Raw genomic sequence first — 24921 nt, forward strand, 5'->3', positions numbered from 1 at the left:
TCGATCTTGCGCTGCTGGCGGTCTATCCAGGCCTGGCTGCGCTCGCCTTCAGCGCGTTGCGTGCTTTCCAGGCGGATCAGCACGCCGGCGTCCAGCACGCCGTCGGCCAGCGCTTCCCAGCATTTCACTTCGGAGCGCTCGCGGCTGTTGATCGGGATCAGTTTACCAACCGGCGTCAGGGTGTCGAGATATTCGACGATCACGTGCGAATCGAACATGGCGCCGCCGTCTTCCATCACCAGGCAAGGCACCTTGCCCAAGGGATTCGAAGTGTGAATCTTGGTGTCGGCGGCCCAGACATCTTCCAGCACAAAATCGTAGTCCAGTTTCTTTTCCGCCATCACTACGCGTACCTTGCGGACGAAAGGACTACCGAGGGAACCGATCAGCTTCATATGTCACTTATGGTAAAAAAATGTTGGCTGATTATAGCATTCGCCTCCCGCCACTTTGTCCATCGCCGCCCAGGCCCGAACGCAAAGCGGCATATTTACCACGTTGCAAATGGTAAAATTCGGTTTGGCTGGTTATTGCCTTGCGTTGTTGCCCAAATTTGTTGCCAGAATTTCATAGCGCGCTTAAGCCCGCTGCGTACTTGCAAAATAGAAACAACAGGCATCCGCCCCTATCTTCATTCACCTCTATAGTCATCATTATCATGTCTCTCTCCACGCTTTCCGCCCTGTCCCCGCTGGATGGCCGCTACGCCGCCAAAACCGACAAGCTGCGCCCTATTCTGTCCGAAGCCGGTTTCATGCACCACCGGGTCAAGGTTGAAATTGCCTGGCTGCAAGCCCTGTCGAATGCGGGCTTCGCCGAGATCAAACCCTTTTCCGCCAGCGCCACCGCGCTGCTCGACAAGCTGGCCAGCGACTTCAGCGAAGCCGATGCAGAACGCATCAAGGCCATCGAAGCCGTCACCAACCATGACGTCAAGGCGGTCGAGTACTGGCTCAAGGAGCAAGTCAAGGATGTGCCGGAACTGGTCGCAGCGTCTGAATTCATCCACTTCGCCTGCACCTCGGAAGACATCAACAACACTTCGCACGGCATGATGCTGAAAGCGGCGCGCGATACCGTGCTGCTGCCGGCCCTGCAGCAAGTGATCGCCAAGCTGACCGAACTGGCGCACGCCAACGCCGACCTGCCGATGATGTCGCGCACCCATGGCCAGCCGGCCAGCCCGACCACGCTTGGCAAGGAAATGGCTAACGTCGTGGCGCGCCTGCAACGCGCTGTGAAACGCATCGCCGCCGTGGAAATCCTGGGCAAGATGAATGGCGCGGTCGGCAACTACAATGCCCACCTGTCGGCCTATCCCGACTTCGACTGGGAAAATTTCTCGAAGAACGTGATCGAACAACGGCTGGGCCTGGTGTTCAATCCCTATACCATCCAGATCGAACCGCACGACTACATGGCTGAACTGTTCGATGCGATCAGCCGCAGCAACACCATCCTGCTCGACCTGAACCGCGATATCTGGGGCTACATTTCGCTCGGCTTTTTCAAGCAGAGCACCAAGGCCGGCGAAATCGGTTCCTCGACCATGCCGCATAAGGTCAATCCTATCGATTTCGAGAATTCCGAAGGCAACCTGGGCATGGCCAACGCCGTGCTCAAGCACATGTCGGAAAAACTGCCGCTGTCGCGCTGGCAGCGCGACCTGACCGATTCCACCGTGCTGCGCAATATCGGCGTCGGCCTCGGTTATGCGATCCTGGCTTACGACAGCTGCCTGCGCGGCCTGAACAAGCTGGAAGTCAATCCCGGCCGCCTGGCGGAAGACCTGGACGCTACCTGGGAAGTGCTGGCCGAGCCGGTGCAGACCGTGATGCGCCGCTACGGCATCGAGAATCCGTACGAGCAGCTGAAAGAACTGACGCGCGGCAAAGGCATCTCCAAGGAGGCATTGCGCGAGTTCATCCTCAAGCTGGAAATCCCGCAGGACGCCAAGGACCACCTGCTGGCCATGACGCCGTCCAACTACATCGGGCATGCGGCATTGCTGGCCAAGAAAATCTGAAGCACGGCTTTCCGCCAGACCAAAAAAAACCAGCCCGAAGGCTGGTTTTTTTATAACCGCAACGCCTTACACCACGGCGCCGTCAGTCTCGTCTTTTTCCTTGATCGGCTTGATCATGTCTTCACGCTTGACGCCCAGCCACATTGCCACCGCCGCCGCCACGAACACCGAAGAGTAGATACCGAACAGGATGCCGATGGTCAGCGCCAGCGCGAAATAATGCAGCGCCGGACCGCCGAACACGAACATCGACAGCACCATGATTTCAGTACTGCCGTGGGTGATGATGGTACGGGAAATCGTGCTGGTGATCGCATGGTTCATGACATCGGAAACCGCCAGCTTGCCGAAGCGGCGATCGCGGAAAGTTTCACGCACGCGGTCGAACACCACCACCGATTCATTGACCGAATAGCCCAGCACCGCCAGGATCGCCGCCAGTACGGTCAGCGAGAATTCCCATTGGAAGAAGGCGAAGAAGCCGAGGATGATCACCACGTCATGCAAGTTGGCGATAATCGCCGCCACCGCGTATTTCCATTCGAAGCGGATGGCCAGGTAGATGACGATGCCGATCACCACGAACAGCAGCGCCATCAAGCCGTCGTGCGCCAGTTCGTCGCCCACCTGCGGCCCGACAAACTCGGTGCGCTTGAGCTGCACGTCGGGGTCCTGCTGCTGCAAGGCTTTCAGTACGGTTGCGCTTTGGGCATTGGAGTTTTCACCTTTTTTTGCCGGCAGGCGAATCATCACATCCTGGGCGGTGCCGAAATTGGTGACCTGGTTATCGGTATAACCGATGCCTTCGACCGTCTTGCGTATGCCCTCGATATTGGCCGGCTTGCTGTAGGCGACTTCGATTACCGTACCGCCGGTAAACTCGATCGACAGATGCAGGCCTTTCGAGAACAGGAAGAATACGGCCAATACAAACGTCAGCGCCGAGATTGCATTGAATATCAATGCATGGCGCATGAACGGAATATCTTTCTTGATACGGAAAAGTTCCATCACATTCCTTTTTTGCGTGGCCGCATGGTCGCGGCCACAACGTTATTCGATGTCAGCTTGCCTGGGTCTGGTTGCAACTCAGGCGTTCGGCTTCCAGATCTGGCCGATCGACAGGCTGGTCAGTTTCTTCTTGCGGCCGTACCAGAGGTTGGCGAAACCGCGCGAAACGAACACTGCCGAGAAGATCGAAGTCAGGATGCCCAGGCAATGCACCACCGCAAAACCGCGGATGGCGCCGGAACCGAAAATCAGCAGCGCCAGGCCGGCGATCAGCGTCGTCACGTTGGAGTCCAGGATCGTGGCCCAGGCGCGGTCGAAACCGATCGAGATCGCTGCCTGCGGCGAATTGCCGTTACGCAGTTCTTCGCGGATGCGTTCGTTCACCAGCACGTTGGCGTCGATCGCAATACCGAGGGTCAGCGCAATCGCGGCGATACCCGGCAAGGTCAGCGTCGCCTGCAAGGTCGACAGCACCGCGATCAGCAGCAGCAGGTTGACCGACAGCGCCAGCACGCTGAACAGGCCGAACAGCATGTAGTAGACGATCATGAACACGGCGATGACGGCGAAACCGTACATGGTCGAGTCAAAACCCTTCTTGATATTTTCGGCGCCCAGTTGCGGGCCGATGGTGCGTTCTTCGATGATGGTCATCGGCGCCGCCAGCGAGCCGGCGCGCAGCAGCAGCGCCAGGTCGGCCGCCGCTTCAGGCGAACCCATGCCGGTGATCTGGAAGCGCGAACCCAGTTCGCTCTGGATCGTCGCCACGGTCAGGACTTCGCCCTTGCCTTTTTCAAACAGCACGATCGCCATCGCCTTGCCGACCTTGCCGCGGGTAGCATCGCGCATCTTGCGGCCGCCGTCGCCGTTAAGGTCGATGCTGACCGCAGGCTGCTGGTTCTGGTCGAAACTGACGGCAGCGCTGGAGATATAGTCGCCGGTCAGCACAGGGTCCTTGTACAGCACTACCGGCGCATTCTTGCCGACCTTGAACAGTTCGGAACCGAAAGGCACCGCAGCGGTGGCTTCCGTGCCGCGGGTTACCGATTCATCCACCATCCGCACTTCCAGCGTCGCGGTACGGCCGATGATGTCCTTGGCGCGCGAAACGTCTTGCACGCCCGGCATCTGCACCACGATGCGGTCGGCGCCCTGGCGCTGGATGATCGGCTCGCTGACGCCCAGTTCATTGACCCGTTTCGACAAGGTTGTGATGTTTTGCGTGACGCCGTTGTCGACGATCTGCTTCAGTGCTTCAGGCTTCAGCGATGCGGTCAGCATCGGGTCGGCGCCGGCCACCGGCGGCACTGCCTGGATCGACATCTCGGACAGTTGCGGCGCCAATATGTTGCGCGCCTTGTTCAGCGTATCCTGGTCGCGGAAACTGATTTCTATCGTATCGCCATTGCGGTTGATGCCGCTGTAGCGGATATCCTTGTCGCGCAGTTCGGTGCGGGCGCTGGCTTGCAAACCCTGCAGGCGCTTGTTGATCACCGCCTTGGTGTCGACCTGCATCAAGAAGTGCACGCCGCCGCGCAAATCGAGCCCCAGGTACATCGGGAATGCGTGGATGGCTTGCAGCCAGTGCGGCGTATTCGGCACCAGGTTGAAGGCCACCACATAGACCGGATCGGTCGGATCGGTATTCAGGGTCTGTTCCAGCAAAGCCTTGGCCTTGAACTGGGTGTCGGTATCGTGGAAACGGGCGCGCACCGTACCTTGGGCGCCGGCGTTCTCGAAAGTGACGCTGTCGGTCAGCAAATTGCCTTGCTGCAGCACTTGCGACACCCGGTCAGCCAGCGAGCTGTCGATCTTCAAGGTCGATTTGCCGCTGCTCACCTGTACCGCGGGCGATTCGCCAAACAGATTCGGTATGGTGTACAGCACGCCGAACAGCAGCGCGATGACGATCAGGATATATTTCCAGAGAGGATAGCGATTCATATTGATTCAGCGTTCTGTGTGAGTCTCGGAGGGAGTCTCTTGCTTGCATGGTTATGCAGCCGATGCCCTGCGTGCAATGACCTGTAGTGCTGCGCTTGTAGTGCTGCGCTTGTGGCATTGCGCCGCCAGGCTCTTTTTTATTCCGGGCTTTACATTTGAAGAGAGCACCCATCCGGATGCTCTCGTTCCATCAGTCAGGCGCCTGGATTACAGTGCCGTCTTGATTGTGCCCTTCGGCAGCAATGTGGTGACCGAACCCTTTTGCACCACGACTTCAGTGCCGCTGGCGATTTCCAGGGTGATGTAGCCGTCGGCAACCTTGGTGATCTTGCCCAGCATGCCGCCGGCTGTCACTACTTCATCGCCCTTGGCCAGCGCTTCCATCATGGATTTCTGTTCTTTCTGACGCTTCATTTGCGGACGGATCATCAGGAAGTACAACACCACGAACATCAGGATGATAGGCAAAAAGCTGGTCAGGTTGCCGCTCAAGCCAAATGGGCCGGCAGCGGCAGTAGCCGCAGGTGCAGTTTGCGCGTAAGCGCTGGAAATAATTGACACGAGTTGCTCCAGGTAATAGTTTGAAAATAGCCCAGCATTCTAGCATTGGGTAACGGCATACAACCGTCCAGCCGCGCCCCGGCGCTATTTATTGCCGGGAAATCAGCCCGATCCGCCGCCTTTATAGTGTCAGCAGGCGGATAAGGCCAGTGGGCATAGACCGGTTTATCGGCAAATAGTTGCAAAATGCATACTTTTATCAGGATAAATCCTAGACACCGCGCGCCCGGTCCAGGTGGAACTGGGTCACGAATACGCTGAATTGCCCGACATCCAGCGCTGCCCGGATATTTTTCATCAAGTCCAGGTAGTAATGCAGATTGTGTATCGTATTCAGGCGCGCGCCAAGGATTTCACCGGTGCGATGTAAATGATGCAAGTAAGCACGCGAGAAGTTGCGGCAGGCGTAGCAGCCGCAGGTCTCATCCAATGGCTTTTCGTCATCCTTGTAGCGGGCGTTCTTGATCTTCAGGTCGCCGAAGCGGGTAAACAGCCAGCCGTTGCGGGCGTTACGGGTCGGCATCACGCAATCGAACATGTCGACGCCGTTTTCGACGCCAGCGACCAAGTCTTCCGGCGTACCGACGCCCATCAGGTAATGCGGCTTGTCGGCCGGCAGGCGCGGACCGATGTGTTCCAGCACGCGCATCATTTCTTCCTTGGGCTCGCCCACCGACAGGCCGCCAATGGCAATGCCGTGGAAGCCGATGTCTTCGAGGCCGGCGAGCGACTCGTCGCGCAGGTTTTCGAACATACCGCCCTGGACGATGCCGAACAGCGCATTCGGGTTTTCCAGCTGGTCGAATTCGTTCTTGGAACGCTTGGCCCAGCGCAGCGACATCCGCATCGACTGCGCCGCCTCCTCGCTGGTAGCGGGCCGGCCGTCGATTTCATACGGCGTGCATTCGTCGAACTGCATCACGATGTCGGAATTCAGCGATTTCTGGATTTGCATCGACACCTCGGGCGAGAGGAACAGTTTATCGCCGTTGATCGGCGAAGAAAATTTCACACCTTCCTCGGTAATCTTGCGCATCGCGCCCAGCGAAAACACCTGGAAGCCGCCGGAATCGGTCAGGATCGGCTTGTCCCAAGCCATGAACTTGTGCAGGCCGCGGAATTTGTCGATCACCTCGGTGCCGGGCCGCAGCCACAGGTGGAAGGTGTTGCCGAGGATGATCTGGGCTTCGATCTCCACCAGCTCCAGCGGCGACATCGCCTTCACCGAGCCGTAAGTGCCGACCGGCATGAAAATCGGCGTTTCAACCGTACCGTGGTTAAGTTTGAGGCGGCCGCGGCGGGCCTTTCCTTCGGTTTTCAGCAGCGTGAATTCAAGCATGGGTTTCAATCAGTCAATAATCAGGATCAGGCGTTATAGGTAAGCAGCATCGCATCGCCGTAGCTGAAGAAGCGATAACGCTGCGCGATGGCATGGGCGTAGGCGGCGCGGATGCAGTCGTAGCCGGCAAAAGCCGAGACCAGCATCAGCAAGGTCGATTTCGGCAGATGGAAGTTGGTGATCAGGCGCTCCACGGTCTTGAAAACATAGCCGGGAGTGATGAACAAGGCGGTATCGGCGCTGCCCGCCTGCAAAACCCCGGACTGCGAGGCCGATTCCAGCGCCCGCAAGCTGGTGGTGCCGACCGCGACCACCTTGCCGCCCGCAGCCTTGGTGGCGCGCACCGCGTCCACCGTGGCTTCGGTGATGGTGTACCACTCGCTGTGCATCTTGTGTTCCGCCAGGTTCTCGCTGCGCACCGGCTGGAAGGTGCCGGCGCCGACATGCAGCGTAACGTAGGCAAACCCAATACCTTTTTGTTGCAGGCGTTCCAGCAAAGCTTGGTCGAAATGCAGGCCGGCAGTCGGCGCCGCCACCGCGCCGGCGTGCTTGGCGTAGACGGTTTGATAACGGGTTTCGTCGAAGGCGTCGGCATCGTGCTCGATATACGGCGGCAACGGCAAACGGCCGTGGGCATCGATCAGCTCGAATACATCGGCCGGGAACACCAGCGTATAAAACTCGCCGACGCGCTCGCCCACCACCACATCGAATGCTTCGGCCAGGCAGATCCGGGTGCCGGCCGGCGGCGATTTCGAGGCGCGCACCTGCGCATGCACGGTGCGGTTGTCGACCACGCGCTCGACCAGCACCTCGACCTTGCCGCCGGTTTCCTTGACGCCGAAGAAGCGCGCCTTGAGCACCCGGGTGTCGTTGAACACCAGCAGGTCGCCAGAGTCGAGCTGATCGACGATGTCGGTAAATTGGCGGTCGATCAGGCGATCGCCGTCTATGTGCAGCAGGCGCGAGGCGCTGCGCTCGGACAGCGGGGTTTGCGCGATCAGCTCGGGAGGCAGCTCGAAATCGTAATCGGAGAGAGAATGCATGCGCGAATAAGTAAGGAAATAAATAAGGAAATCAGGCTCAACTTGCCAATACGGCCATAGGCTTTACAATGGCAAACGCTGAAATCCGTACACAACCGGAATGCAGCAACGCTATGCTTTTTTATGAGCAAACCCGCTATTTTACGCCCTGTGGCCTCAAAGCTACCCCAAAAGCCACCATTAACCGCCTGATATGCCTGCTCCGAAGCGAAAACCTGCCGCTGCTGCCCCTCCTGCCCCGGTTGCGAACACGCGCGCCAGCAAGCTGGAAAAGCTGGGTTTGCGCACGGATATCGACCTGGTCTTGCACCTGCCGCTGCGCTATGAAGATGAGACCGAGGTTGTCGCCATCCAGCAAGCCGGCATGATGGGCGCCAGCGTAGCGCAAGTCGAAGGCGTCGTCACCGCCTGCGATATCCAGTACCGGCCGCGGCGGCAGCTGGTGGTCACCATCGCCGACGACAGCGGCCAGCTGGTGATGCGTTTCCTGAATTTCTACGGCAGCCAGACCAAGCAGCTGGCGGTCGGCACCCGGGTGCGCGCACGCGGCGAAATCCGCCACGGCTTTTTCGGCGCCGAGGTGGTCCATCCCAATTATAAGGTAGTGCTGGAGGGCGCTCCGCTGCCGGATGTGCTGACCCCGGTTTATCCGGCCGGCGAGGGTTTGTCGCAGATTTTCCTGCGCAAGGCGATCGCCGACGCCATGCACAACATCGAGTGGCGCGATACCTTGTCGCCGGCGCAACTGGCGGCGCAGCAGCTGATGCCCTTCGAAAATGCGGTGCGCCTGCTGCACAACCCGCCGCCGGAAGTCGATGAACATGCGCTGGAAGACCGTTCCCATCCGGCCTGGGTGCGCATGAAGTTCGACGAACTGCTGGCCCAGCAGCTGTCACTGAAACGCGCCCAGGTCGCGCGGCGCGCCAAGAATGCGCGGGCGCTGCCGGTCATCGGCAAATTGTCGGCGGCCTTCCTCAATACGCTACCGTTCACCCTGACCAAGGCCCAGCAGCGGGTGGTGGCTGAAATCAGCGCCGACCTGCACGCCTCGTTTCCCATGCAGCGGCTGCTGCAAGGCGATGTCGGCAGCGGCAAGACCGTGGTCGCCGCCCTCGCCGCGGCGCAAGCCATCGACAGCGGCTACCAGGCGGTGCTGATGGCGCCGACCGAGATCCTGGCCGACCAGCATTTCCGCAAGATCGCGGCCTGGATGGAGCCGCTGGGCGTGCGTGTCGCCTGGCTCACCGGCAGCCTGAAAAAGAAAGAAAAGCTGGCGGCCCTGGCCATGATCGAATCGGGCGAGGCGCAACTGGTGATCGGCACCCATGCCCTGATCCAGGACAGCGTGCAGTTTGCCAAACTGGGCCTGGTGATTGTCGACGAACAGCATCGCTTCGGCGTCGGCCAGCGCCTGGCGCTGCGTAACAAGACCATGAAGACCGTGTCCGAAAACGGCGGCAACGAGGCTGCGCAAAACACAGCGGCAGTGGTGCCGCATCAACTGATGATGAGCGCCACGCCGATTCCGCGCACCCTGGCGATGACCTATTACGCCGACCTGGAAATCTCGGTGATCGATGAGCTGCCGCCCGGCCGCACGCCTATCGTCACCCGCGCAGTCGACCAGTCGCGGCGCGACGAAGTGATCGCACGGGTCCATGCAGCGGTGCAGGACGGCCGCCAGGCTTACTGGGTCTGCCCGCTGATCGAGGAGTCGGAAGCCCTGCAGCTGCAAACGGCAACCGAAACCTACGCCATGTTGGTGGAGGCGCTGCCCGACCTGCGGATCGGCCTGGTCCATGGCCGCCTCAAGCAAGCCGAGAAACAGGAAGTGATGGACGCCTTCAGCGCCGGCGCCTGCCATGTGCTGGTCGCCACCACCGTGATCGAAGTCGGGGTCGACGTGCCCAACGCTTCGCTGATGGTGATCGAGCATGCGGAACGCTTCGGGCTGTCGCAGCTGCACCAGCTGCGCGGGCGGGTTGGACGCGGTTCTGCCGCCAGCGTATGCTTGTTGTTATACCAAAGCCCGCTCGGCTATATCGCCAAGCAGCGCCTGATGACCATGCGCGAAACCACCGACGGTTTCGAAATCGCCCGGCGCGACCTGGAAATCCGCGGCCCCGGCGAATTCCTCGGGGCGCGCCAGTCCGGCCAGGCCATGCTGCGTTTTGCCGACCTGGCCACCGACCAGTGGCTGGTCGACCGCGCGCGCGACCTGGCGCACACGCTGCTGCAGGATCCGACCCCGGCCAACCAGGCCACCGTCAGCACCCACCTGGCGCGCTGGCTGGGCGGCCGCGAGGATTTCCTGAAGGTTTGAGCGGCATGATGGCTATTTTGCAAAAATGACACTGAAACATGGAGATACAATCTCCATCAAAAAAATATGCGAAGATAACAACATGACTCTGACCGAACTCAAATACATCGTCGCGGTAGCCCGCGTAAAGCATTTTGGCCATGCTGCGGAAGCTTGCTTCGTAGCGCAGCCGACCCTCTCCGTGGCGATCAAGAAGCTGGAAGACGAACTGGGCGTGGTGATCTTCGAACGCGGCGGCACTGAAATTTCAGTGACGCCGCTGGGCGCGCAGATCGTGGCCCAGGCCGAACGGGTGCTGGAGCAGACCGCCACCATCCGCGAAATCGCCAACCAGAACAAGGATCCGCTGGCCGGCCCGCTGCGCCTCGGCATCATCTATACCGTCGGCCCCTACCTGCTGCCGCCGCTAGTGAAAACCATGATCGAGCAAGTGCCGCAGATGCCGCTGGTGCTGCAGGAAAATTTCACCGTGCGCCTGCTGGAGCTGCTGCGCCAGGGCGAACTGGACGCCGCCATCATCGCCCTGCCGTTCCCCGAACATGGCCTGATGGTGCAGCCGCTGTACGACGAACCGTTCGTGGTGGCGCTGCCCAAGCACCATGCCTGGGCCAATCGCAGCAGCATCAGCGCCCAGGATCTCAAATCGGAAACCATGCTGTTGCTCGGCAACGGCCATTGCTTCCGCGACCAGGTGCTGGAAGTGTGCCCCGAAATGTCGCGCTTCTCGACTGCCGGCGACGGCATCGCCCGCACCTTCGAAGGTTCGTCGCTGGAGACCATACGCCATATGGTAGCTTCCGGCATCGGCATCACGGTGCTGCCGCTGGCTTCGGTGCCCGATCTCGACGCCAAGGACGGCATGCTGCGTTATGTGCCGTTTACCGACCCGGAGCCGTCGCGCCGGGTGGTGATCGTCTGGCGCAAGAGCTTCACCCGCCATGCCGCCATCGAAGCAGTGCAGAAAGCCGTGCTGGATTGTGGGCTGAAAGGCGTCACCCTGCTGCATGACGCGCTTGCGGTCGAAGGCTGAATCAGCAGCTGACTTGACCTGGCCGGGGCGGAAGCCGTTTCCGGCCGCCGCCGTTCTTCCATCCGCCCGTTTTCCCCGCTGCCGCCTGACATCCAAACCGCAATGAATCGTCTCAAACTCTATTTCCAGCTGATCCGCATGGACAAGCCCATCGGCATCCTGCTGCTGCTGTGGCCGACCCTGGCCGCCCTGTGGCTGGCCGCCGGCGGCAAACCGGCCTGGAGCCTGGTCGCGATCTTCATCCTTGGCACCGCCCTGATGCGCTCGGCCGGCTGCGCGATCAACGATTTCGCCGACCGCGATTTCGACAAGCACGTCAAACGCACCGCCGAGCGGCCGCTGACCAGCGGCAAGATCGCCGCCTGGGAAGCGGTGATGGTGGCCGTTGTGCTGACGCTGCTGTCCTTGCTGCTGATCCTGCCGCTGAACACGCTGACCAAGGAATTGTCGGTGATCGCCGTGATCGTGGCCGGCAGCTATCCCTACTTCAAGCGCTTTTTCGCGATTCCGCAAGCCTACCTCGGAATCGCTTTCGGCTTCGGCATCCCCATGGGTTTCGCCGCCGTGCAGGGTGCCGTGCCGGCGGCGGCCTGGCTGCTGTTGGTCGCCAATGTATTCTGGGCGGTCGCCTACGACACCGAATACGCCATGGTCGACCGCGACGACGACCTCAGGATCGGCATCAAGACCTCGGCGATTACCTTCGGCCACTACGACGTGCTGGCAATCATGCTTTGTTACGCGCTCAGTTTGGGATTAGTATTTGCTGTAGGCTGGCAATTCGGTTTGCGCGGCTGGTTCAGCGCCGGCATGCTGCTGGCTGCCGCTTGCGCCGTCTATCATTACCGCCTGATCCGCACACGCGAACGCGCCGGTTGCTTTACCGCTTTCCGCCACAATAACTGGCTGGGAGCGGCGGTATTTGGCGGCATCGCCCTGGACTACGCGCTGAGATAACATTCAGACATGATTTATCGTGATATATTGAGCAACATCTTTCCCCGCAATCCACATTGAAGAGGCAAACATGGCTACTACTACCGATAACGTAAAAGATATGCGCGACAATCTGGCTGGCGAGCTCAAATCCGTGATCAAGGAAGCAGAAACCCTGCTCGACGATACCCATGACCATGCAGAGAAAAAATACAACTCGGCGCGCGAAAAACTGAAAGCGGCCCTGGAAACGGCTAAAACCGAACTGCCGAAAGCCACCAAAAAAGCAGTGGAGCACACCAAGCACGCCGCCCATGTGACTGATGAATATGTCGGCGACAATCCTTGGAAAGCGGTCAGCGTGGCAGCCGTCATCGGCTTGCTGGCGGGCCTGGCGATCGGCCGCAACAAATAAAATCCGGCAGGAGCCCGAACAGGGCTTGCAATGAAAAACAGCGGCAATCGTTATGCGATGCCGCTGTTTTTTTTATCGGTGCTGCCGGACTCGATGCTAGTCGCGTCCGAACTCGTCACCCAGCTCCTGGCCGCGGACTGCTGCCGATTTGACGGCGGTGATGATCGCGCCCTTCACATCTGCCGCTTCCATGCTGCTCAACGCAGCATAAGTGGTGCCGCCCTTGGAAGTGACGCGTTCGCGCAGCAAGGACACCGGCTCCGGCGACTGCGCCGCCAGCTGCGCTGCACCGACGAAAGTGGCCTTGGCCAGTTCGATACCCTGTTGCGCGGTCAGGCCGAGTTCCTGGGCTGCCTGCTGCATCGCCTCAATAAAATAAAACACATAAGCCGGGCCGCTGCCGGATACCGCCGTCACCGCATCGATCTTTGCCTCGTCATCCAGCCACACTGTGCTGCCCACCGCGCGCAAGATCAGGTCGGCGGTATCGCGTTGCGCCGCCGACACGCCCGCAGTGGCGACCATGCCGGTAATCCCCAGGCCGATCAGCGCTGGCGTATTCGGCATGCAGCGCACGATGGCGTCGTGGCCGCCCAGCCAGCGCGCCAGGTCGACAGCGCGGATGCCGGCGGCGATCGACAACACCAGCTGGCCGGTGACATGCGGCCGCAATTTGGCCACGACTTCCTTCATCTGCTGCGGCTTGACCGCCAGCACGATCACTTCGCTGGCCGCGATCGCGGCATCGATGCCGGTTGCGGTACTGACGCCGAAACGCTGCGCCAGGTTCTGCAAAGCCTCCGGATTCAGGTCGACCACATGGATGTTGGCGCCGTCGGTCACCTTGCCGGCCAGGCCGCCGATCAGGGCCGCCGCCATATTGCCGCCGCCGATGAAGCTGATATTCAGTTTACTTTTCATGGTTCCGTTCCCGTTGTCCAAAAATTGCGCTGCCTACGCGCACGATGGTGGCGCCCTCTTCAATCGCCGCCGCCATGTCGGCCGACATGCCCATCGACAAAGTATCCAGCTGCTGTCCAGCCTGTATGCCCAGATCCTGTTGCAGCTGTTCCAGCAATTCCCTGGTCCGGCGAAATGCCGCGTGCTGTTTCTGCAGGTCGTCGGTCGGCTCCGGTATCGCCATCAAGCCGCGCAAGTTCAGCCCCGGCAATCCCGCAATAGCGCGCGCCACATCCTTTACCTCCGGCGGCGCCAAACCGCTCTTGCTGGCCTCGCCGCTGATGTTCACCTGCAGGCAGATGTTCAGCGGCGCCAGCTGCGGCGGCCGCTGCTGCGACAGGCGCTGGGCGATCTTTTCGCGGTCTACCGTGTGCACCCAGTCGAAATGCTCGGCGATGGCACGCGTCTTGTTGCTCTGGATCGGGCCGATAAAATGCCATTCCAGCAAGACATCGCCCTCCTGCCCAGACTTCAGCGCCAGCTCGACCTCAGCCATTTTCGCCAGCGCCTCCTGCAGATAGTTTTCGCCAAAGGCGCGCTGGCCGGCGGCGACCGCTTCCAGCACCGCATCGGCGCCGAAGGTTTTTGACACCGCCAGCAGCGCCACACTGTCAGGTCGGCGCGACACCGCAATGGCCGTGGCATGAATACTGCTATGGACGGCTTGCAACTTGTGCGACATTAAGGACATAATCGGAGAGTTTGAAAATTGCCGTAAAGAACTACTAAATTGCATGGCCAGGCGGTTTTGGCAAGCAGCGCCTGGGCAGAAAAATGCCTTTCAACAAACAAAATACAGCACAGGGATTATAAATGGACATTTCCGAACTTCTGGCTTTTTCGGTGAAGAATAAGGCATCCGATTTGCATTTATCCGCAGGCTTGCCGCCGATGATCCGGGTTCATGGCGATGTGCGCCGCATCAACCTGCCGCCGCTGGAGCACAAGGACGTGCACTCCATGATCTATGACATCATGAACGACGGCCAGCGCAAGGCGTACGAAGAACATCTGGAATGCGACTTTTCGTTTGAAATCCCCGGCCTGGCGCGTTTCCGCGTCAATGCCTTCAACCAGGACCGCGGCGCCGCTGCCGTGCTGCGGACGATTCCGTCGACAGTCCTGACCCTGGAACAGCTCAACGCGCCGCGCATCTTTGCCGAACTGTCGCTCAAGCCGCGCGGCCTGGTGCTGGTCACCGGCCCGACCGGCTCCGGCAAATCGACCACGCTGGCGGCCATGGTCAACCATGTCAATGAAAACGAATACGCGCATATCCTGACCATCGAAGATCCGATCGAATTCGTGCATCAGTCGAACAAGTGCCTGATCAACCAGCGCGAAGTCGGCCCGCACACCCATTCTTTCAGCAATGCGCTGCGCTCGGCCTTGCGGGAAGATCCTGACGTCATCCTGGTCGGCGAATTGCGCGATCTGGAAACCATCCGCCTGGCGCTGACCGCCGCCGAAACCGGCCACCTGGTGTTCGGCACCCTGCACACCTCCTCTGCCGCCAAGACCATCGACCGTATCGTCGACGTGTTCCCCGGCGAAGAAAAGGAAATGGTGCGCGCGATGTTGTCGGAATCGCTGCAAGCGGTGATTTCGCAAAGCCTGCTGAAAACCAAGGACGGCTCCGGCCGCGTCGCCGCCCATGAAATCATGCTGGGCACGCCGGCGATCCGCAACCTGATCCGCGAAAGCAAGATTGCGCAGATGTATTCGGCGATCCAGACCGGCAGCAACATGGGCATGCAAACCCTGGACAGCAACCTGACCGAACTGGTCAAGCGCAATGTGATCTCGCTGGCTAGCGCACGTGCAGCGGCCAAGACACCGGACAATTTCCCAGGTTAAGCTGGTCTGCAAATTTATTAGGAAAAGAATCATGGAAAGAGATCAAGCCACCAAATTCATGCACGACTTGCTGCGCCTGATGGTCAGCAAGCGCGGCTCCGATTTGTTCATTACCGCAGACTTCCCGCCGGCATTCAAGATCGACGGCAAGATCACGCCGGTGTCGAACCAGGCGCTGACTTCGGTCCATACCCTGGAACTGGCGCGCGCCATCATGAGCGACAAGCAGGCCGCCGATTTCGAAGAAACCAAGGAATGCAACTTCGCCATCAGCCCGGCCGGACTGGGGCGCTTCCGTGCTTCGGCGTTCATCCAGCAAGGCCGGGTCGGCATGGTGCTGCGGACCATCACCACCGACATCCCGAAATTCGAAGACCTAGGCCTGCCGCCTACGCTGAAAGAGGTCGCCATGACCAAGCGCGGCCTGGTGATCATGGTCGGCGCTACCGGTTCCGGCAAATCGACCACGCTGGCGGCGATGGTCGGCTATCGCAATGAAAACAGCTACGGCCACATCATCACCATCGAAGACCCGGTCGAATACATCCACCCGCACAAGAACTGCATCGTGACCCAGCGCGAAGTCGGCGTGGATACCGACAGCTGGGGCGTGGCGCTGAAAAACACCCTGCGCCAGGCGCCGGACGTGATCCTGATCGGCGAAATCCGCGACCGCGAAACCATGGACTACGCCATCGCCTTCGCCGAAACCGGCCACTTGTGCCTGGCCACCCTGCACGCCAACAGCGCCAACCAGGCGCTCGACCGCATCATCAACTTTTTCCCGGAAGAACGCCGGCCGCAGCTGCTGATGGATTTGTCGCTGAACCTGAAGGGCATCGTCTCGCAACGCCTGGTGCCGCTGAAAACCGTCAAGGGACGCTGCGTGGCGGTGGAAATCCTGCTCAATTCCCCTCTGATTTCCGACCTGATCTTCAAGGGCGACGTCCATGAAATCAAGGAAATCATGAAGAAGTCGCGCGAGCTCGGCATGCAGACTTTCGACCAGGCCCTGTTCGATTTGTACGAAGAGGATAAAATCAGTTACGAAGACGCTTTGCGCAACGCCGATTCGGTCAACGACCTGCGGCTTTCCATCAAGCTGCGCGGCAAGGATGCAAAAGACCGCGACCTGTCTGCCGGCACTGAGCACCTGGGGATAGTATGAGCAACGACACCAGCATTTACGATTTCACCGTCAAGCAACTGGACGGCACGCCCGAGTCGCTGGCGGCCTTTCGCGGCAAGGTGCTGCTGATCGTCAACACCGCCAGCAACTGCGGTTTCACGCCGCAGTACAAGGGGCTGGAAGAAATTTACCAGAAGTACCACGAGCAGGGCTTCGAAGTGCTCGGTTTTCCGTGCAACCAGTTCGGCGCCCAGGAACCGGGAACCGCCGACGAAATCGGCGCTTTCTGCGAGAAAAACTACGGCGTCACCTTTCCCCTGTTCGAGAAGATCGACGTCAACGGCGATCACGCAGCCCCGCTCTACCAGTACCTGAAGAACGCGGCGCCGGGCTTGCTGGGCAGCGAGGGAATCAAATGGAATTTCACCAAGTTCCTGGTGAACAAGGACGGCGGCGTAGTCGACCGTTTTGCGCCGCAGACCAAGCCGGAAGCCTTGGCGGCGGATATCGAGAAATTGCTGGGGAAATAAGGCAGGAACATCCCAGATCGGTTTTCGGCCTTGCGGCCAGCCGATCCGGATACATCATTCATTGCAACTCAATGCGCGCAGCTCAGTGCGCCATCTGCAAACCGTACACCAGCGCCGCCAGCACGCCGCCGCAGATCGAACCCACTACAGGCACCAAGGCATAACCCCAGTCGCTGTCGCGTTTGCCGGGAATCGGCAGCAATGCATGCATCAGGCGCGGCCCGAGGTCGCGCGCCGGGTTGATCGCGTAACCCGTGGTGCCGCCCAGCGAAACGCCGATGCTCATCACCAGCAAGGCCACCGGCAAGGCATCCAGCGCGCCCAGCCCCATCTTCGGCGAAGCGATATTCAGCACGCAGTAGACCAGCACGAAGGTGCCGACCACTTCCGACACCACGTTGCCGAAGGTATTGCGGATTGCCGGCGCGGTGCAGAACGCTGCCAGCTTCAGGTTGCCGTCGGTAGTCTCGGCAAAATGATTGCGGTAAACCAGCCACACCAGGAAAGCGCCCATCATGCCGCCCAGCATCTGCGACAGGATATAACCGGGCACGCTGCCCCAGGCAAACTTGCCGGCCACCGCCAGCGCCAGGGTCACGGCCGGATTCAGGTGGGCGCCGCTGGAGGATGCCGCCACGAACACACCGACAAACACCGCCATCGCCCAGCCGACCGTGATCACGATCAGGCCGCTGCCATGGCCATGGGTTTTACTTAAAAGAACGTTGGCAACTACGCCGTTGCCAAGCAGGACAATCAGGGCGGTGCCTACGAATTCAGCTAAAAAGGGAGTCATGATCAACTCTTTCGGAAATGGGAAGTGAGAGGAACGCAGGTTCGGGCCTGCGTTTCATTCTGTTTTTATCCAACAGTGGGGCTACCGGCTGGTCCTCAGGAATCTGCCCAGACCGTCGCCGCTGCAATCGCCCGCTGCCAGCCCTTGATGCTGGTTTTCACTTCATCCGCCGGCAGCGCCGGCTTGAAGCGCTGGTCGAGCTGCCACTGGCCGCGCACGTCGTCGGTGCTGCTCCAGTAGCCGACCGCCAGCCCAGCCAGGTAGGCCGCGCCCAGCGCCGTGGTTTCCGTCACTTTAGGACGCACCACGTCGACCCCAAGGATGTCTGACTGGAACTGCATCAGCAGGTTGTTGGCGGTAGCGCCGCCGTCGACCCGCAGTTCCGGGATCACGATGCCGGCGTCGGCTTCCATGGCTTTCAATACATCCATGGTTTGATAGGCGATGCTGTCCAGCGCCGCGCGCGCATAGTGCGCCGAGGTGGTGCCGCGGGTAATGCCGAAGATGGTGCCGCGTGCGTGCGGGTTCCAGTGCGGCGCGCCGAGGCCGGCAAACGCAGGCACCAGGTAGACGCCGTCGCTGCTCTTGACGCTGCGCGCCAGCGCTTCGATTTCAGTCGAGGTCTTGATGATGCCAAGGCCGTCGCGCAGCCACTGCACCACGGCGCCGCCGATGAAGATGCTGCCTTCCAGCGCGTAGTTGACTTCATTGCCGATTTTCCAGGCGACCGTGGTCAGCAGGTTGTTCTTCGAAATGATCGGCTTGGTGCCGGTGTTCATCACCATGAAGCAGCCGGTGCCGTAGGTATTCTTGACCATGCCGGGCTCGGTGCACATCTGGCCGAACAGGGCTGCCTGCTGGTCGCCGGCAATCCCGGCCAGCGGGATTTCGGAACCGAAACCGGAGACTTCGGTGTGGCCGTAGACTTCGCTGGAAGAGCGGACTTCCGGCAGCATGCTGCGCGGCACGCCCATGATCTTGAGCAGTTCGTCATCCCATTCCATGGTGTGGATATTGAACAGCATGGTGCGCGATGCGTTGGTGACATCGGTCAGGTGCAGCTTGCCGCGGGTCATGTTCCAGACCAGCCAGGTATCGATAGTACCGAACGCCAGGCGTCCCTGGTCCGCCAGCTGCTGCGCGCCTTCGACGTTGTTCAGGATCCAGCGGATCTTAGTGCCGGAAAAATAAGAGTCGACCAGCAAACCGGTCTTTTCACGGATGGTTTCGGCCAGGCCGTCGGCTTTCAGCTGGTCGCAGAATGCCGCCGTGCGGCGGTCTTGCCAGACGATGGCGTTGTACACCGCCTTGCCGGTTTCGCGATCCCAGACCACGGTGGTTTCACGCTGGTTGGTGATGCCGATGGCGGCGATCGAGGTGCCGTTCAGGCCGATGTTGGTCGAGGCCTCGGCGGCGACGCCAACCTGGGTCGACCAGATTTCCTGCGGATCGTGCTCGACCCAGCCCGGCTGCGGATAGATCTGGCGGAATTCTTTCTGCGCTGAAGAAACGATATTGCCTTGACGGTCAAACAGGATGGCGCGCGAGCTTGTGGTCCCCTGATCCAGGGCTAAAATGTATTTGTCTTTCAACTTGTCTACTCCAAGGTTGGTGAATCCGCCTGCGCGGACCGGGCGACTTTGATCCGGCGGTGAAACCGGGTCCGTCTTTTTATCTTCCGGCGCAATTGCCCGCCGGGTAAAACTTCAGGCCAGCATGGCTGCCGGCGCCGATACTTGCTGCGCCTCCAGCCAGGCCTGCAAACGCGCGACGCCGGCGGCGTCGAAACGCAATCCCAGCTTGGAACGGCGCCACAGGATATCGTCGGCGGTCAATGCCCATTCGTAGCGCATCAGATAGCGTACTTCCGCCTCATGCAGGTCAGCGCCGAACAGCTCGCCCAGCCCGGCCATGTCGTGAATGCCATCCAGCAGGCGCGCCGCGCGCGTGCCGTAAGTGCGTGCATAACGCGCCGCCAGGCTGGCCGACAGCCAGGTATGGCGCTGCTGGAAAATGCGCTGGAAATCGGCGAAGTCGGCATTGGCGATATCGCCGCCCGGCAGCGCTTCGTGCGCGGTCCAGTGCGATTTCATGTAACCGAACAGCGGCTGCAGATGCTCCATGGCTTCTTCCGCCAGGCGCCGGTAAGTGGTGATCTTGCCGCCGAATACCGACAGCACCGGCGCCAGTCCTTGCTCGTTGCGTAATTCCAGACGGTAGTCGCGGGTCACCGCGGAAGGATTGGCGACTTCTTCCTCCAGCAGCGGCCGCACGCCGGCATACGACCAGACCACTTGCTGCGGCGTCACCGCGGTTTCGAAATAGCGGCTCACCGATTCGCACAGGTAGGCGGTTTCTTCATCCGAGATCTCGACCTTGCCTGGATTGCCGCTGTATTCGACATCGGTGGTGCCGATCAGGGTAAAGTCGGTTTCATACGGAATCGCAAACACGATGCGCTTGTCCGGATTCTGGAAGATATAGGCGTGATCGTGGTCGAACAGGCGTTTGGTGACGATATGGCTGCCTTTGACCAGGCGGATGTGGTGCTGCGCCGGTGTATTCAAGGCGCTGTTCAGCAGGCTGGCGACCCACGGCCCGGCAGCGTTGACCACGCAGCGCGCCTTGATCTTGGTAGTCTCGCCGCTCACGGTCGACAGCAGGGTGGCGTCCCAGTATTGCGTGCCTTGCCTGGCTTCGATCAGGCGGGTCTTGGTGAGGATGGTGGCGCCGCGTTCCTTGGCGTCCATCGCATTGAGCACCACCAGGCGCGCATCCTGCACCGAGGCGTCGGAATACACGAAACCTTTGCTCAAGGTCTTTTTCAGCGGCGCGCCGGCCGGATGCTTGCGGAAATCGATGGAGCGCGACCCTGGCAGCAATTCGCGTTTGCTCAAGTTGTCGTATAAAAACAAACCCGCGCGTATCATCCAGGCCGGCCGCAGGCTCGATACATGCGGCATCACGAAGCGCAGCGGCGCAATGATATGCGGCGCCAGGCGCAGCAGCAGTTCGCGCTCTTGCAGCGCTTTGCGCACCAGGCCGAATTCGTAGTGTTCGAGATAGCGCAAGCCGCCGTGTATCAGCTTGGTGCTGGCCGATGAAGTGTGTGAAGCAAGGTCATCCTGTTCGCAAAGCAACACGCTCAGTCCGCGCCCGGCAGCGTCGCGCGCAATCCCGGCGCCGTTGACGCCGCCGCCCACCACCAGCAAATCTACAATTTCACTTGATGCCACAGCCATCTCCTTGTGTCGGCAACTTGCTCATCGGACAAGCCCGCTAGTACCGCACGCAAGCTTGTAATGTCACCGCACATCATAAAATATTTATATTCGAAAGTATATTGTTCGAATTCGAACATTGATAATCGTTTATATTTATTAAAAGCAATTATTCGATAGGAATAAACTTAATTGTGGATAGATAAGCACTATCCACAGGTTCACGGCCAAGGGGAGATTGCAGCGCACGAACGGCGCCGCGGGATTATTGCTAGGCTGCCGATGCGCTGTCGTCGGCGACGAATATATCGATTTTCGCTTCTTCGAAAATGCCGGCCATGGCTTCCGGCACCGGCTTGTCGGTAAACAGCGCATTGATTTTCGAAATGTCGCCGAGCCGCACCAGCGCCGGCCGCCAGAACTTCGAGTGGTCAGCCACCAGGAATACAGTGCGCGAATGCTCGATGATCGCTTCCGACACCCGCACCTCGCGATAGTCGAAATCGCGCAAAGTACCGTCGGCTTCGATGCTGGAGATGCCGATGATGCCGAAATCGACCTTGAAGCGGCGGATGAAATCGATGGTTTCTTCGCCGGTGATGCCGAGGTCGCGCGCGCGCACCACGCCGCCGGTGATGATCACCTCGCAGCCTGGATAACCGCTCATGATGGCGGCCACGTTCAGGTTGTTGGTGATGACGCGCAGGTTGCGGCGCCGGCTCAGCGCCTTGGCGACTTCCTCGTTGGTGGTGCCGAGATTGATGAACAGCGTGGCCTGGTCGGGAATATGCTCGACCACCAGCGCGGCGATGCGGCGCTTCTCCTCGGAATACAAACCTTGCCGGGCGCCGTAAGCGATATTCTCGGCGCTGGAAGGCAGGCCGACGCCGCCATGATAGCGCTGCAGCAGGTTCAGCTCCGCCAGCAGGTTGATGTCGCGCCGTATCGTCTGCTGGGTGATCTTGAAACGCGTCGCCAGATGTTCTACCGTCACAAACCCGTCACGTTGCACATAACTCAACAGCTCCTGCTGGCGACTGTTAAGCTTTAGCGTTGATATCTCTGGCATGAACCCTGTCCTGTGCGGATTTTTCAAAGGCTTTTATTATGATGGGATTTGCGCCGCATGGGGAGAATGCAAATCGCATTTTGTCGCACGGCCCCGGCAAAATGGTAACGGTATCATTTTATAATGTTAGAATTTCAGCATGGAAAAAGAATCCTTGATGAATGCGGTCGTCGCCGACGTCACCGCGCGCCGCAAAGGCGGTCGTAAAACCGGCGGCTTCACCCTGCGCGACGTCGCCAAACTGGCGGGCGTCGCCCCCATTACCGCGTCGCGCGCGCTGAATACGCCGGACGCCGTCTCCGCCAAGGTTTTGCAAAAAGTACAGGCCGCCGTGCTGCAGACCGGCTATGTGCCGAACCTGCTGGCCGGCGCGCTGGCGTCGCAGAAAAGCCGCCTGGTGGCGGCCGTGGTGCCGACCCTGTCCGGCCCGATGTTCCTGGAAACCGTGGAAGCGCTGACCGACACCCTGGCCGGCGCCGGCTACCAGGTGATGCTGGGCCAGAGCGGTTATGAAAATTCGCGCGAAGACGCCCTGCTCGACGCCATCATCGGCCGCCGCCCGGACGGCATCGTGCTGACCGGCATCACCCGTTCGCCGCAGGCGCGCCGGCGCTTGCTGGCGAGCGGCATCCCGGTGGTGGAAACCTGGGACCTGACGCCGACCCCGGTCGACATGCTGGTCGGTTTCTCCCATGAAAAGATCGGCGCCGCAGTCGCGCAATACCTACACGGCAAAGGCAAAAAGCGGGTAGCCGCCATCAGCGGCGACGATGAACGCAGCCGGCGCCGCGCCGCGGCGTTTTCCGAGGCTGCGGTCCGGCTCGGCATGGCGCGGCCGCAGGAAACCGATGTGCCGGCCTGCCTGGTGACGGCGCCCACCACGCTTGGCAACGGCCGCAGCGGACTGCGGGAATTATTGCTGCGTGCGCCCGATATCGATGCCGTGTTTTGCAGCTCCGACCTGCTGGCCCTAGGCGTGATGATAGAGGCCCAAGCCAGCGGCATCGCCATCCCCAGCCAGCTGGCCGTGATCGGCCTGGGCGACCTCAGCTTTTCGCGCGACCTGCATCCGCCGCTGACCACGGTCCGCATCGACGGCACCGCCATCGGCAGCACCGCAGCGCGTTTCATCATCGACCGCTCCGAAGGCAAAAGCGTGGCCGAACCGATCTGCGATCTCGGCTTCACCATCATAGAGCGCGCCAGCGTTTAATCCGCCATACCCCAAAAAAATCCGTTGACAGCCCAAAATGGGACCGCTACCATTTGCTCGAACACGATTTGGTAGCGGTCCCATTTATAGCAATTAAAATAATAAACAATCACAACATACATAGCCACAGGCAGCCCTTCATGACAGATTCGAACACTAGCCTTCCCGTTCCAGGCACTCCTCATATCGTCGACATGCGCGTAGTGCCGGTGGCCGGCCGCGACAGCATGCTGCTCAACCTGAGCGGCGCGCATGGTCCCTATTTCACGCGCAACATCGTGATCCTCAGCGACAGCGCCGGCAATACCGGCGTGGGCGAAGTACCGGGCGGCGAACGCATCCGGCAGACGCTGGAAGATGCGCGCCCGCTGCTGCTGGGGAAATCCATAGGCAGCTACCAGGCCATCCTCAACAGCGCGCGCACGGCGTTCGGCGACCGCGACGCCGGCGGCCGCGGCCTGCAAACCTTCGACCTGCGCATCGCGATCCATGCGGTGACGGCGCTCGAGGCCGCCTTGCTTGACCTGCTGGGAAAATTCCTCGGCGTGCCGGTAGCGGCATTGCTGGGCGAAGGCCAGCAGCGCGATGCGGTGAAAATGCTCGGTTACCTGTTCTACGTCGGCGACCGCAACGCCACCGACCTGCCCTACGCCAGCGCGCCGGACGCCGCCGACGACTGGCTGCGGCTGCGCCATGAACCGGCCCTGAACGCACAGGCAGTGGTGGCGCTGGCCGAAGCCGCGTACCAACGCTACGGCTTCAACGATTTCAAACTGAAGGGCGGCGTGCTGCGCGGCGAAGATGAAATCGAAGCGGTGACGGCGCTGGCCGAACGTTTCCCGGCGGCCCGCATCACGCTCGATCCGAACGGCGGCTGGCTGCTCAAGGATGCCATCCGCCTGTGCCGCGACCAGCACACGGTGCTGGCCTATGCCGAAGATCCTTGCGGCGCCGAGGACGGCTTTTCGGGACGCGAAGTAATGGCGGAATTCCGCCGCGCCACCGGTTTGCAGACCGCCACCAACATGATCGCAACCGACTGGCGCGAGATGGGCCATGCGATCCAGCTGCAATCGGTGGACATCCCGCTGGCCGATCCGCACTTCTGGACCATGCAGGGTTCGGTGCGGGTGGCGCAGATGTGCCGCGAATGGGGGCTGACCTGGGGTTCGCATTCCAACAACCACTTCGATATCTCGCTGGCGATGTTCACCCACGTCGCCGCCGCGGCGCCGGGCGACATCACCGCCATCGACACGCACTGGATCTGGCAAGACGGCCAGCGCCTGACCAAAGAGCCGTTGCGGATCGCCGGCGGCATGGTTGAAGTGCCGAAAAAACCGGGCCTTGGCATCGAGCTCGACCTGGTGGAACTGGAAGCGGCGCATCAGCTCTACCGCGGCATGGGGCTGGGTGCGCGCGACGACGCCGTGGCCATGCAATACCTGATCCCCGGCTGGAAATTCGACAACAAGAAGCCTTGCCTGCTGCGCTAAAGTCCCCGACGAGCGCCCA

22 protein-coding genes are annotated in these 24921 nt (G+C 60.5%); 10 read left to right on the forward strand and 12 right to left on the reverse strand.

What is annotated here, in order from left to right; all coding sequences use genetic code 11:
- Positions 1–395 (reverse strand): glutathione S-transferase N-terminal domain-containing protein (locus tag JWQ61_RS08290; RefSeq protein WP_304360107.1); only part of this gene is annotated, 395 nt, incomplete at its 3' end.
- A 263-nt stretch (positions 396–658) separates the two neighbouring features.
- Between JWQ61_RS08290 and purB the strand changes: the two genes are divergently transcribed.
- A complete protein-coding gene (purB, locus tag JWQ61_RS08295) occupies positions 659–2026 on the forward strand; it encodes an adenylosuccinate lyase (protein ID WP_304360108.1) in 1368 nt (455 codons plus the stop codon).
- 66 nt (positions 2027–2092) lie between these two features.
- Here the strand turns inward: purB and secF are convergent, their stop codons facing one another.
- The 5 genes from secF to queA all read right to left on the reverse strand — a co-directional run bounded on the left by secF (position 2093) and on the right by queA (position 7927).
- Positions 2093–3037 (reverse strand): protein translocase subunit SecF, encoded by a 945-nt coding sequence (gene secF, locus JWQ61_RS08300; RefSeq protein WP_304360109.1) that lies wholly within the window; start codon positions 3035–3037, stop codon positions 2093–2095.
- Positions 3038–3115: 78 nt separating this feature from the next.
- Positions 3116–4981, reverse strand: coding sequence for a protein translocase subunit SecD (gene secD, locus JWQ61_RS08305; protein WP_304360110.1), 1866 nt, complete (start codon positions 4979–4981; stop codon positions 3116–3118).
- Between the two features lie 207 nt (positions 4982–5188).
- Positions 5189–5542: a preprotein translocase subunit YajC gene (yajC, locus tag JWQ61_RS08310; RefSeq protein ID WP_304360111.1), complete on the reverse strand. Its 354-nt coding sequence runs from the start codon at positions 5540–5542 to the stop codon at positions 5189–5191.
- 211 nt (positions 5543–5753) lie between these two features.
- Positions 5754–6881, reverse strand: coding sequence for a tRNA guanosine(34) transglycosylase Tgt (tgt, locus tag JWQ61_RS08315; protein ID WP_304360112.1), 1128 nt, complete (start codon positions 6879–6881; stop codon positions 5754–5756).
- Between the two features lie 26 nt (positions 6882–6907).
- Complete coding sequence (gene queA / locus JWQ61_RS08320; RefSeq protein WP_304360113.1) at positions 6908–7927, reverse strand: tRNA preQ1(34) S-adenosylmethionine ribosyltransferase-isomerase QueA; 1020 nt, start codon at positions 7925–7927, stop codon at positions 6908–6910.
- A 193-nt stretch (positions 7928–8120) separates the two neighbouring features.
- Here queA and recG point away from each other — a divergent pair, with 193 nt between their 5' ends.
- The 4 genes from recG (at position 8121) to JWQ61_RS08340 (ending at position 12631) form a co-directional block, all read left to right on the forward strand.
- Positions 8121–10250 (forward strand): ATP-dependent DNA helicase RecG, encoded by a 2130-nt coding sequence (recG, locus tag JWQ61_RS08325; RefSeq protein ID WP_304360114.1) that lies wholly within the window; start codon positions 8121–8123, stop codon positions 10248–10250.
- Positions 10251–10332: 82 nt separating this feature from the next.
- Positions 10333–11280: a LysR substrate-binding domain-containing protein gene (locus tag JWQ61_RS08330; RefSeq protein WP_041742977.1), complete on the forward strand. Its 948-nt coding sequence runs from the start codon at positions 10333–10335 to the stop codon at positions 11278–11280.
- A 102-nt stretch (positions 11281–11382) separates the two neighbouring features.
- The gene (ubiA, locus tag JWQ61_RS08335; RefSeq protein ID WP_304360115.1) at positions 11383–12237 is read left to right on the forward strand and encodes a 4-hydroxybenzoate octaprenyltransferase; all 855 of its coding nucleotides are present in this window, start codon (positions 11383–11385) and stop codon (positions 12235–12237) included.
- 70 nt (positions 12238–12307) lie between these two features.
- A complete protein-coding gene (locus JWQ61_RS08340; RefSeq protein ID WP_304360116.1) occupies positions 12308–12631 on the forward strand; it encodes a YqjD family protein in 324 nt (107 codons plus the stop codon).
- Between the two features lie 96 nt (positions 12632–12727).
- On the opposite strand, the gene proC is transcribed toward JWQ61_RS08340, so the two are convergent.
- Both proC and JWQ61_RS08350 read right to left on the reverse strand, forming a co-directional pair.
- A complete protein-coding gene (gene proC, locus JWQ61_RS08345; protein ID WP_304360117.1) occupies positions 12728–13552 on the reverse strand; it encodes a pyrroline-5-carboxylate reductase in 825 nt (274 codons plus the stop codon).
- Complete coding sequence (locus tag JWQ61_RS08350; protein WP_304360118.1) at positions 13542–14282, reverse strand: YggS family pyridoxal phosphate-dependent enzyme; 741 nt, start codon at positions 14280–14282, stop codon at positions 13542–13544. The genes proC and JWQ61_RS08350 overlap by 11 nt, the downstream gene beginning before the upstream one ends.
- A 122-nt stretch (positions 14283–14404) precedes the next feature.
- Here JWQ61_RS08350 and JWQ61_RS08355 point away from each other — a divergent pair, with 122 nt between their 5' ends.
- Genes JWQ61_RS08355 through JWQ61_RS08365 form a run of 3 tightly spaced genes read left to right on the forward strand, consistent with a single transcriptional unit; the run spans position 14405 to position 17107 of the window.
- Entirely contained in the window at positions 14405–15448 is a 1044-nt protein-coding gene (locus JWQ61_RS08355) for a type IV pilus twitching motility protein PilT (protein WP_092396626.1), read from the forward strand.
- Positions 15449–15479: 31 nt separating this feature from the next.
- Positions 15480–16616 carry a PilT/PilU family type 4a pilus ATPase gene (locus JWQ61_RS08360; RefSeq protein WP_304360119.1) on the forward strand — a complete coding sequence of 379 codons (1137 nt, stop codon included), beginning with the start codon at positions 15480–15482 and terminating at the stop codon, positions 16614–16616.
- Complete coding sequence (locus tag JWQ61_RS08365) at positions 16613–17107, forward strand: glutathione peroxidase (protein ID WP_061538948.1); 495 nt, start codon at positions 16613–16615, stop codon at positions 17105–17107. Before JWQ61_RS08360 ends, JWQ61_RS08365 begins: the two co-directional genes overlap by 4 nt.
- Before the next feature lie 82 nt (positions 17108–17189).
- Here JWQ61_RS08365 and JWQ61_RS08370 read toward each other — a convergent pair whose 3' ends face one another.
- The 4 genes from JWQ61_RS08370 to JWQ61_RS08385 form a co-directional block, all read right to left on the reverse strand.
- Entirely contained in the window at positions 17190–17903 is a 714-nt protein-coding gene (locus JWQ61_RS08370) for an MIP/aquaporin family protein (RefSeq protein WP_041742976.1), read from the reverse strand.
- Between the two features lie 95 nt (positions 17904–17998).
- Positions 17999–19495 carry a glycerol kinase GlpK gene (glpK, locus tag JWQ61_RS08375; RefSeq protein ID WP_041741227.1) on the reverse strand — a complete coding sequence of 499 codons (1497 nt, stop codon included), beginning with the start codon at positions 19493–19495 and terminating at the stop codon, positions 17999–18001.
- A gap of 114 nt (positions 19496–19609) precedes the next feature.
- Positions 19610–21145 (reverse strand): glycerol-3-phosphate dehydrogenase, encoded by a 1536-nt coding sequence (gene glpD, locus JWQ61_RS08380; protein WP_304360120.1) that lies wholly within the window; start codon positions 21143–21145, stop codon positions 19610–19612.
- A gap of 250 nt (positions 21146–21395) precedes the next feature.
- Positions 21396–22193 (reverse strand): DeoR/GlpR family DNA-binding transcription regulator, encoded by a 798-nt coding sequence (locus tag JWQ61_RS08385; RefSeq protein WP_304360121.1) that lies wholly within the window; start codon positions 22191–22193, stop codon positions 21396–21398.
- 139 nt (positions 22194–22332) lie between these two features.
- Between JWQ61_RS08385 and JWQ61_RS08390 the strand changes: the two genes are divergently transcribed.
- Positions 22333–23406 carry a LacI family DNA-binding transcriptional regulator gene (locus JWQ61_RS08390; RefSeq protein ID WP_304360122.1) on the forward strand — a complete coding sequence of 358 codons (1074 nt, stop codon included), beginning with the start codon at positions 22333–22335 and terminating at the stop codon, positions 23404–23406.
- Between the two features lie 140 nt (positions 23407–23546).
- Positions 23547–24902 (forward strand): glucarate dehydratase, encoded by a 1356-nt coding sequence (gudD, locus tag JWQ61_RS08395; protein ID WP_304360123.1) that lies wholly within the window; start codon positions 23547–23549, stop codon positions 24900–24902.
- Positions 24903–24921 lie beyond the last annotated feature (19 nt).

This window comes from Collimonas fungivorans, assembly GCF_028292705.1.
Classification (GTDB): domain Bacteria; phylum Pseudomonadota; class Gammaproteobacteria; order Burkholderiales; family Burkholderiaceae_D; genus Collimonas; species Collimonas fungivorans_B.

Bases quoted from the DNA above. Each gene is read 5' to 3' on its own strand.
- queA (WP_304360113.1), bottom strand. From the start codon at position 7,927: ATGCATTCTCTCTCCGATTACGATTTCGAGCTGCCTCCCGAGCTGATC.
- JWQ61_RS08385 (WP_304360121.1), bottom strand. From the start codon at position 22,193: ATGCCAGAGATATCAACGCTAAAGCTTAACAGTCGCCAGCAGGAGCTG.
- JWQ61_RS08350 (WP_304360118.1), bottom strand. From the start codon at position 14,282: ATGTCCTTAATGTCGCACAAGTTGCAAGCCGTCCATAGCAGTATTCAT.
- JWQ61_RS08330 (WP_041742977.1), top strand. From the start codon at position 10,333: ATGACTCTGACCGAACTCAAATACATCGTCGCGGTAGCCCGCGTAAAG.
- JWQ61_RS08355 (WP_092396626.1), top strand. From the start codon at position 14,405: ATGGACATTTCCGAACTTCTGGCTTTTTCGGTGAAGAATAAGGCATCC.
- purB (WP_304360108.1), top strand. From the start codon at position 659: ATGTCTCTCTCCACGCTTTCCGCCCTGTCCCCGCTGGATGGCCGCTAC.
- JWQ61_RS08340 (WP_304360116.1), top strand. From the start codon at position 12,308: ATGGCTACTACTACCGATAACGTAAAAGATATGCGCGACAATCTGGCT.
- JWQ61_RS08365 (WP_061538948.1), top strand. From the start codon at position 16,613: ATGAGCAACGACACCAGCATTTACGATTTCACCGTCAAGCAACTGGAC.
- proC (WP_304360117.1), bottom strand. From the start codon at position 13,552: ATGAAAAGTAAACTGAATATCAGCTTCATCGGCGGCGGCAATATGGCG.
- glpD (WP_304360120.1), bottom strand. From the start codon at position 21,145: ATGGCTGTGGCATCAAGTGAAATTGTAGATTTGCTGGTGGTGGGCGGC.
- JWQ61_RS08390 (WP_304360122.1), top strand. From the start codon at position 22,333: ATGGAAAAAGAATCCTTGATGAATGCGGTCGTCGCCGACGTCACCGCG.
- secF (WP_304360109.1), bottom strand. From the start codon at position 3,037: ATGGAACTTTTCCGTATCAAGAAAGATATTCCGTTCATGCGCCATGCA.
- recG (WP_304360114.1), top strand. From the start codon at position 8,121: ATGCCTGCTCCGAAGCGAAAACCTGCCGCTGCTGCCCCTCCTGCCCCG.
- JWQ61_RS08360 (WP_304360119.1), top strand. From the start codon at position 15,480: ATGGAAAGAGATCAAGCCACCAAATTCATGCACGACTTGCTGCGCCTG.
- gudD (WP_304360123.1), top strand. From the start codon at position 23,547: ATGACAGATTCGAACACTAGCCTTCCCGTTCCAGGCACTCCTCATATC.
- tgt (WP_304360112.1), bottom strand. From the start codon at position 6,881: ATGCTTGAATTCACGCTGCTGAAAACCGAAGGAAAGGCCCGCCGCGGC.
- secD (WP_304360110.1), bottom strand. From the start codon at position 4,981: ATGAATCGCTATCCTCTCTGGAAATATATCCTGATCGTCATCGCGCTG.
- JWQ61_RS08370 (WP_041742976.1), bottom strand. From the start codon at position 17,903: ATGACTCCCTTTTTAGCTGAATTCGTAGGCACCGCCCTGATTGTCCTG.
- ubiA (WP_304360115.1), top strand. From the start codon at position 11,383: ATGAATCGTCTCAAACTCTATTTCCAGCTGATCCGCATGGACAAGCCC.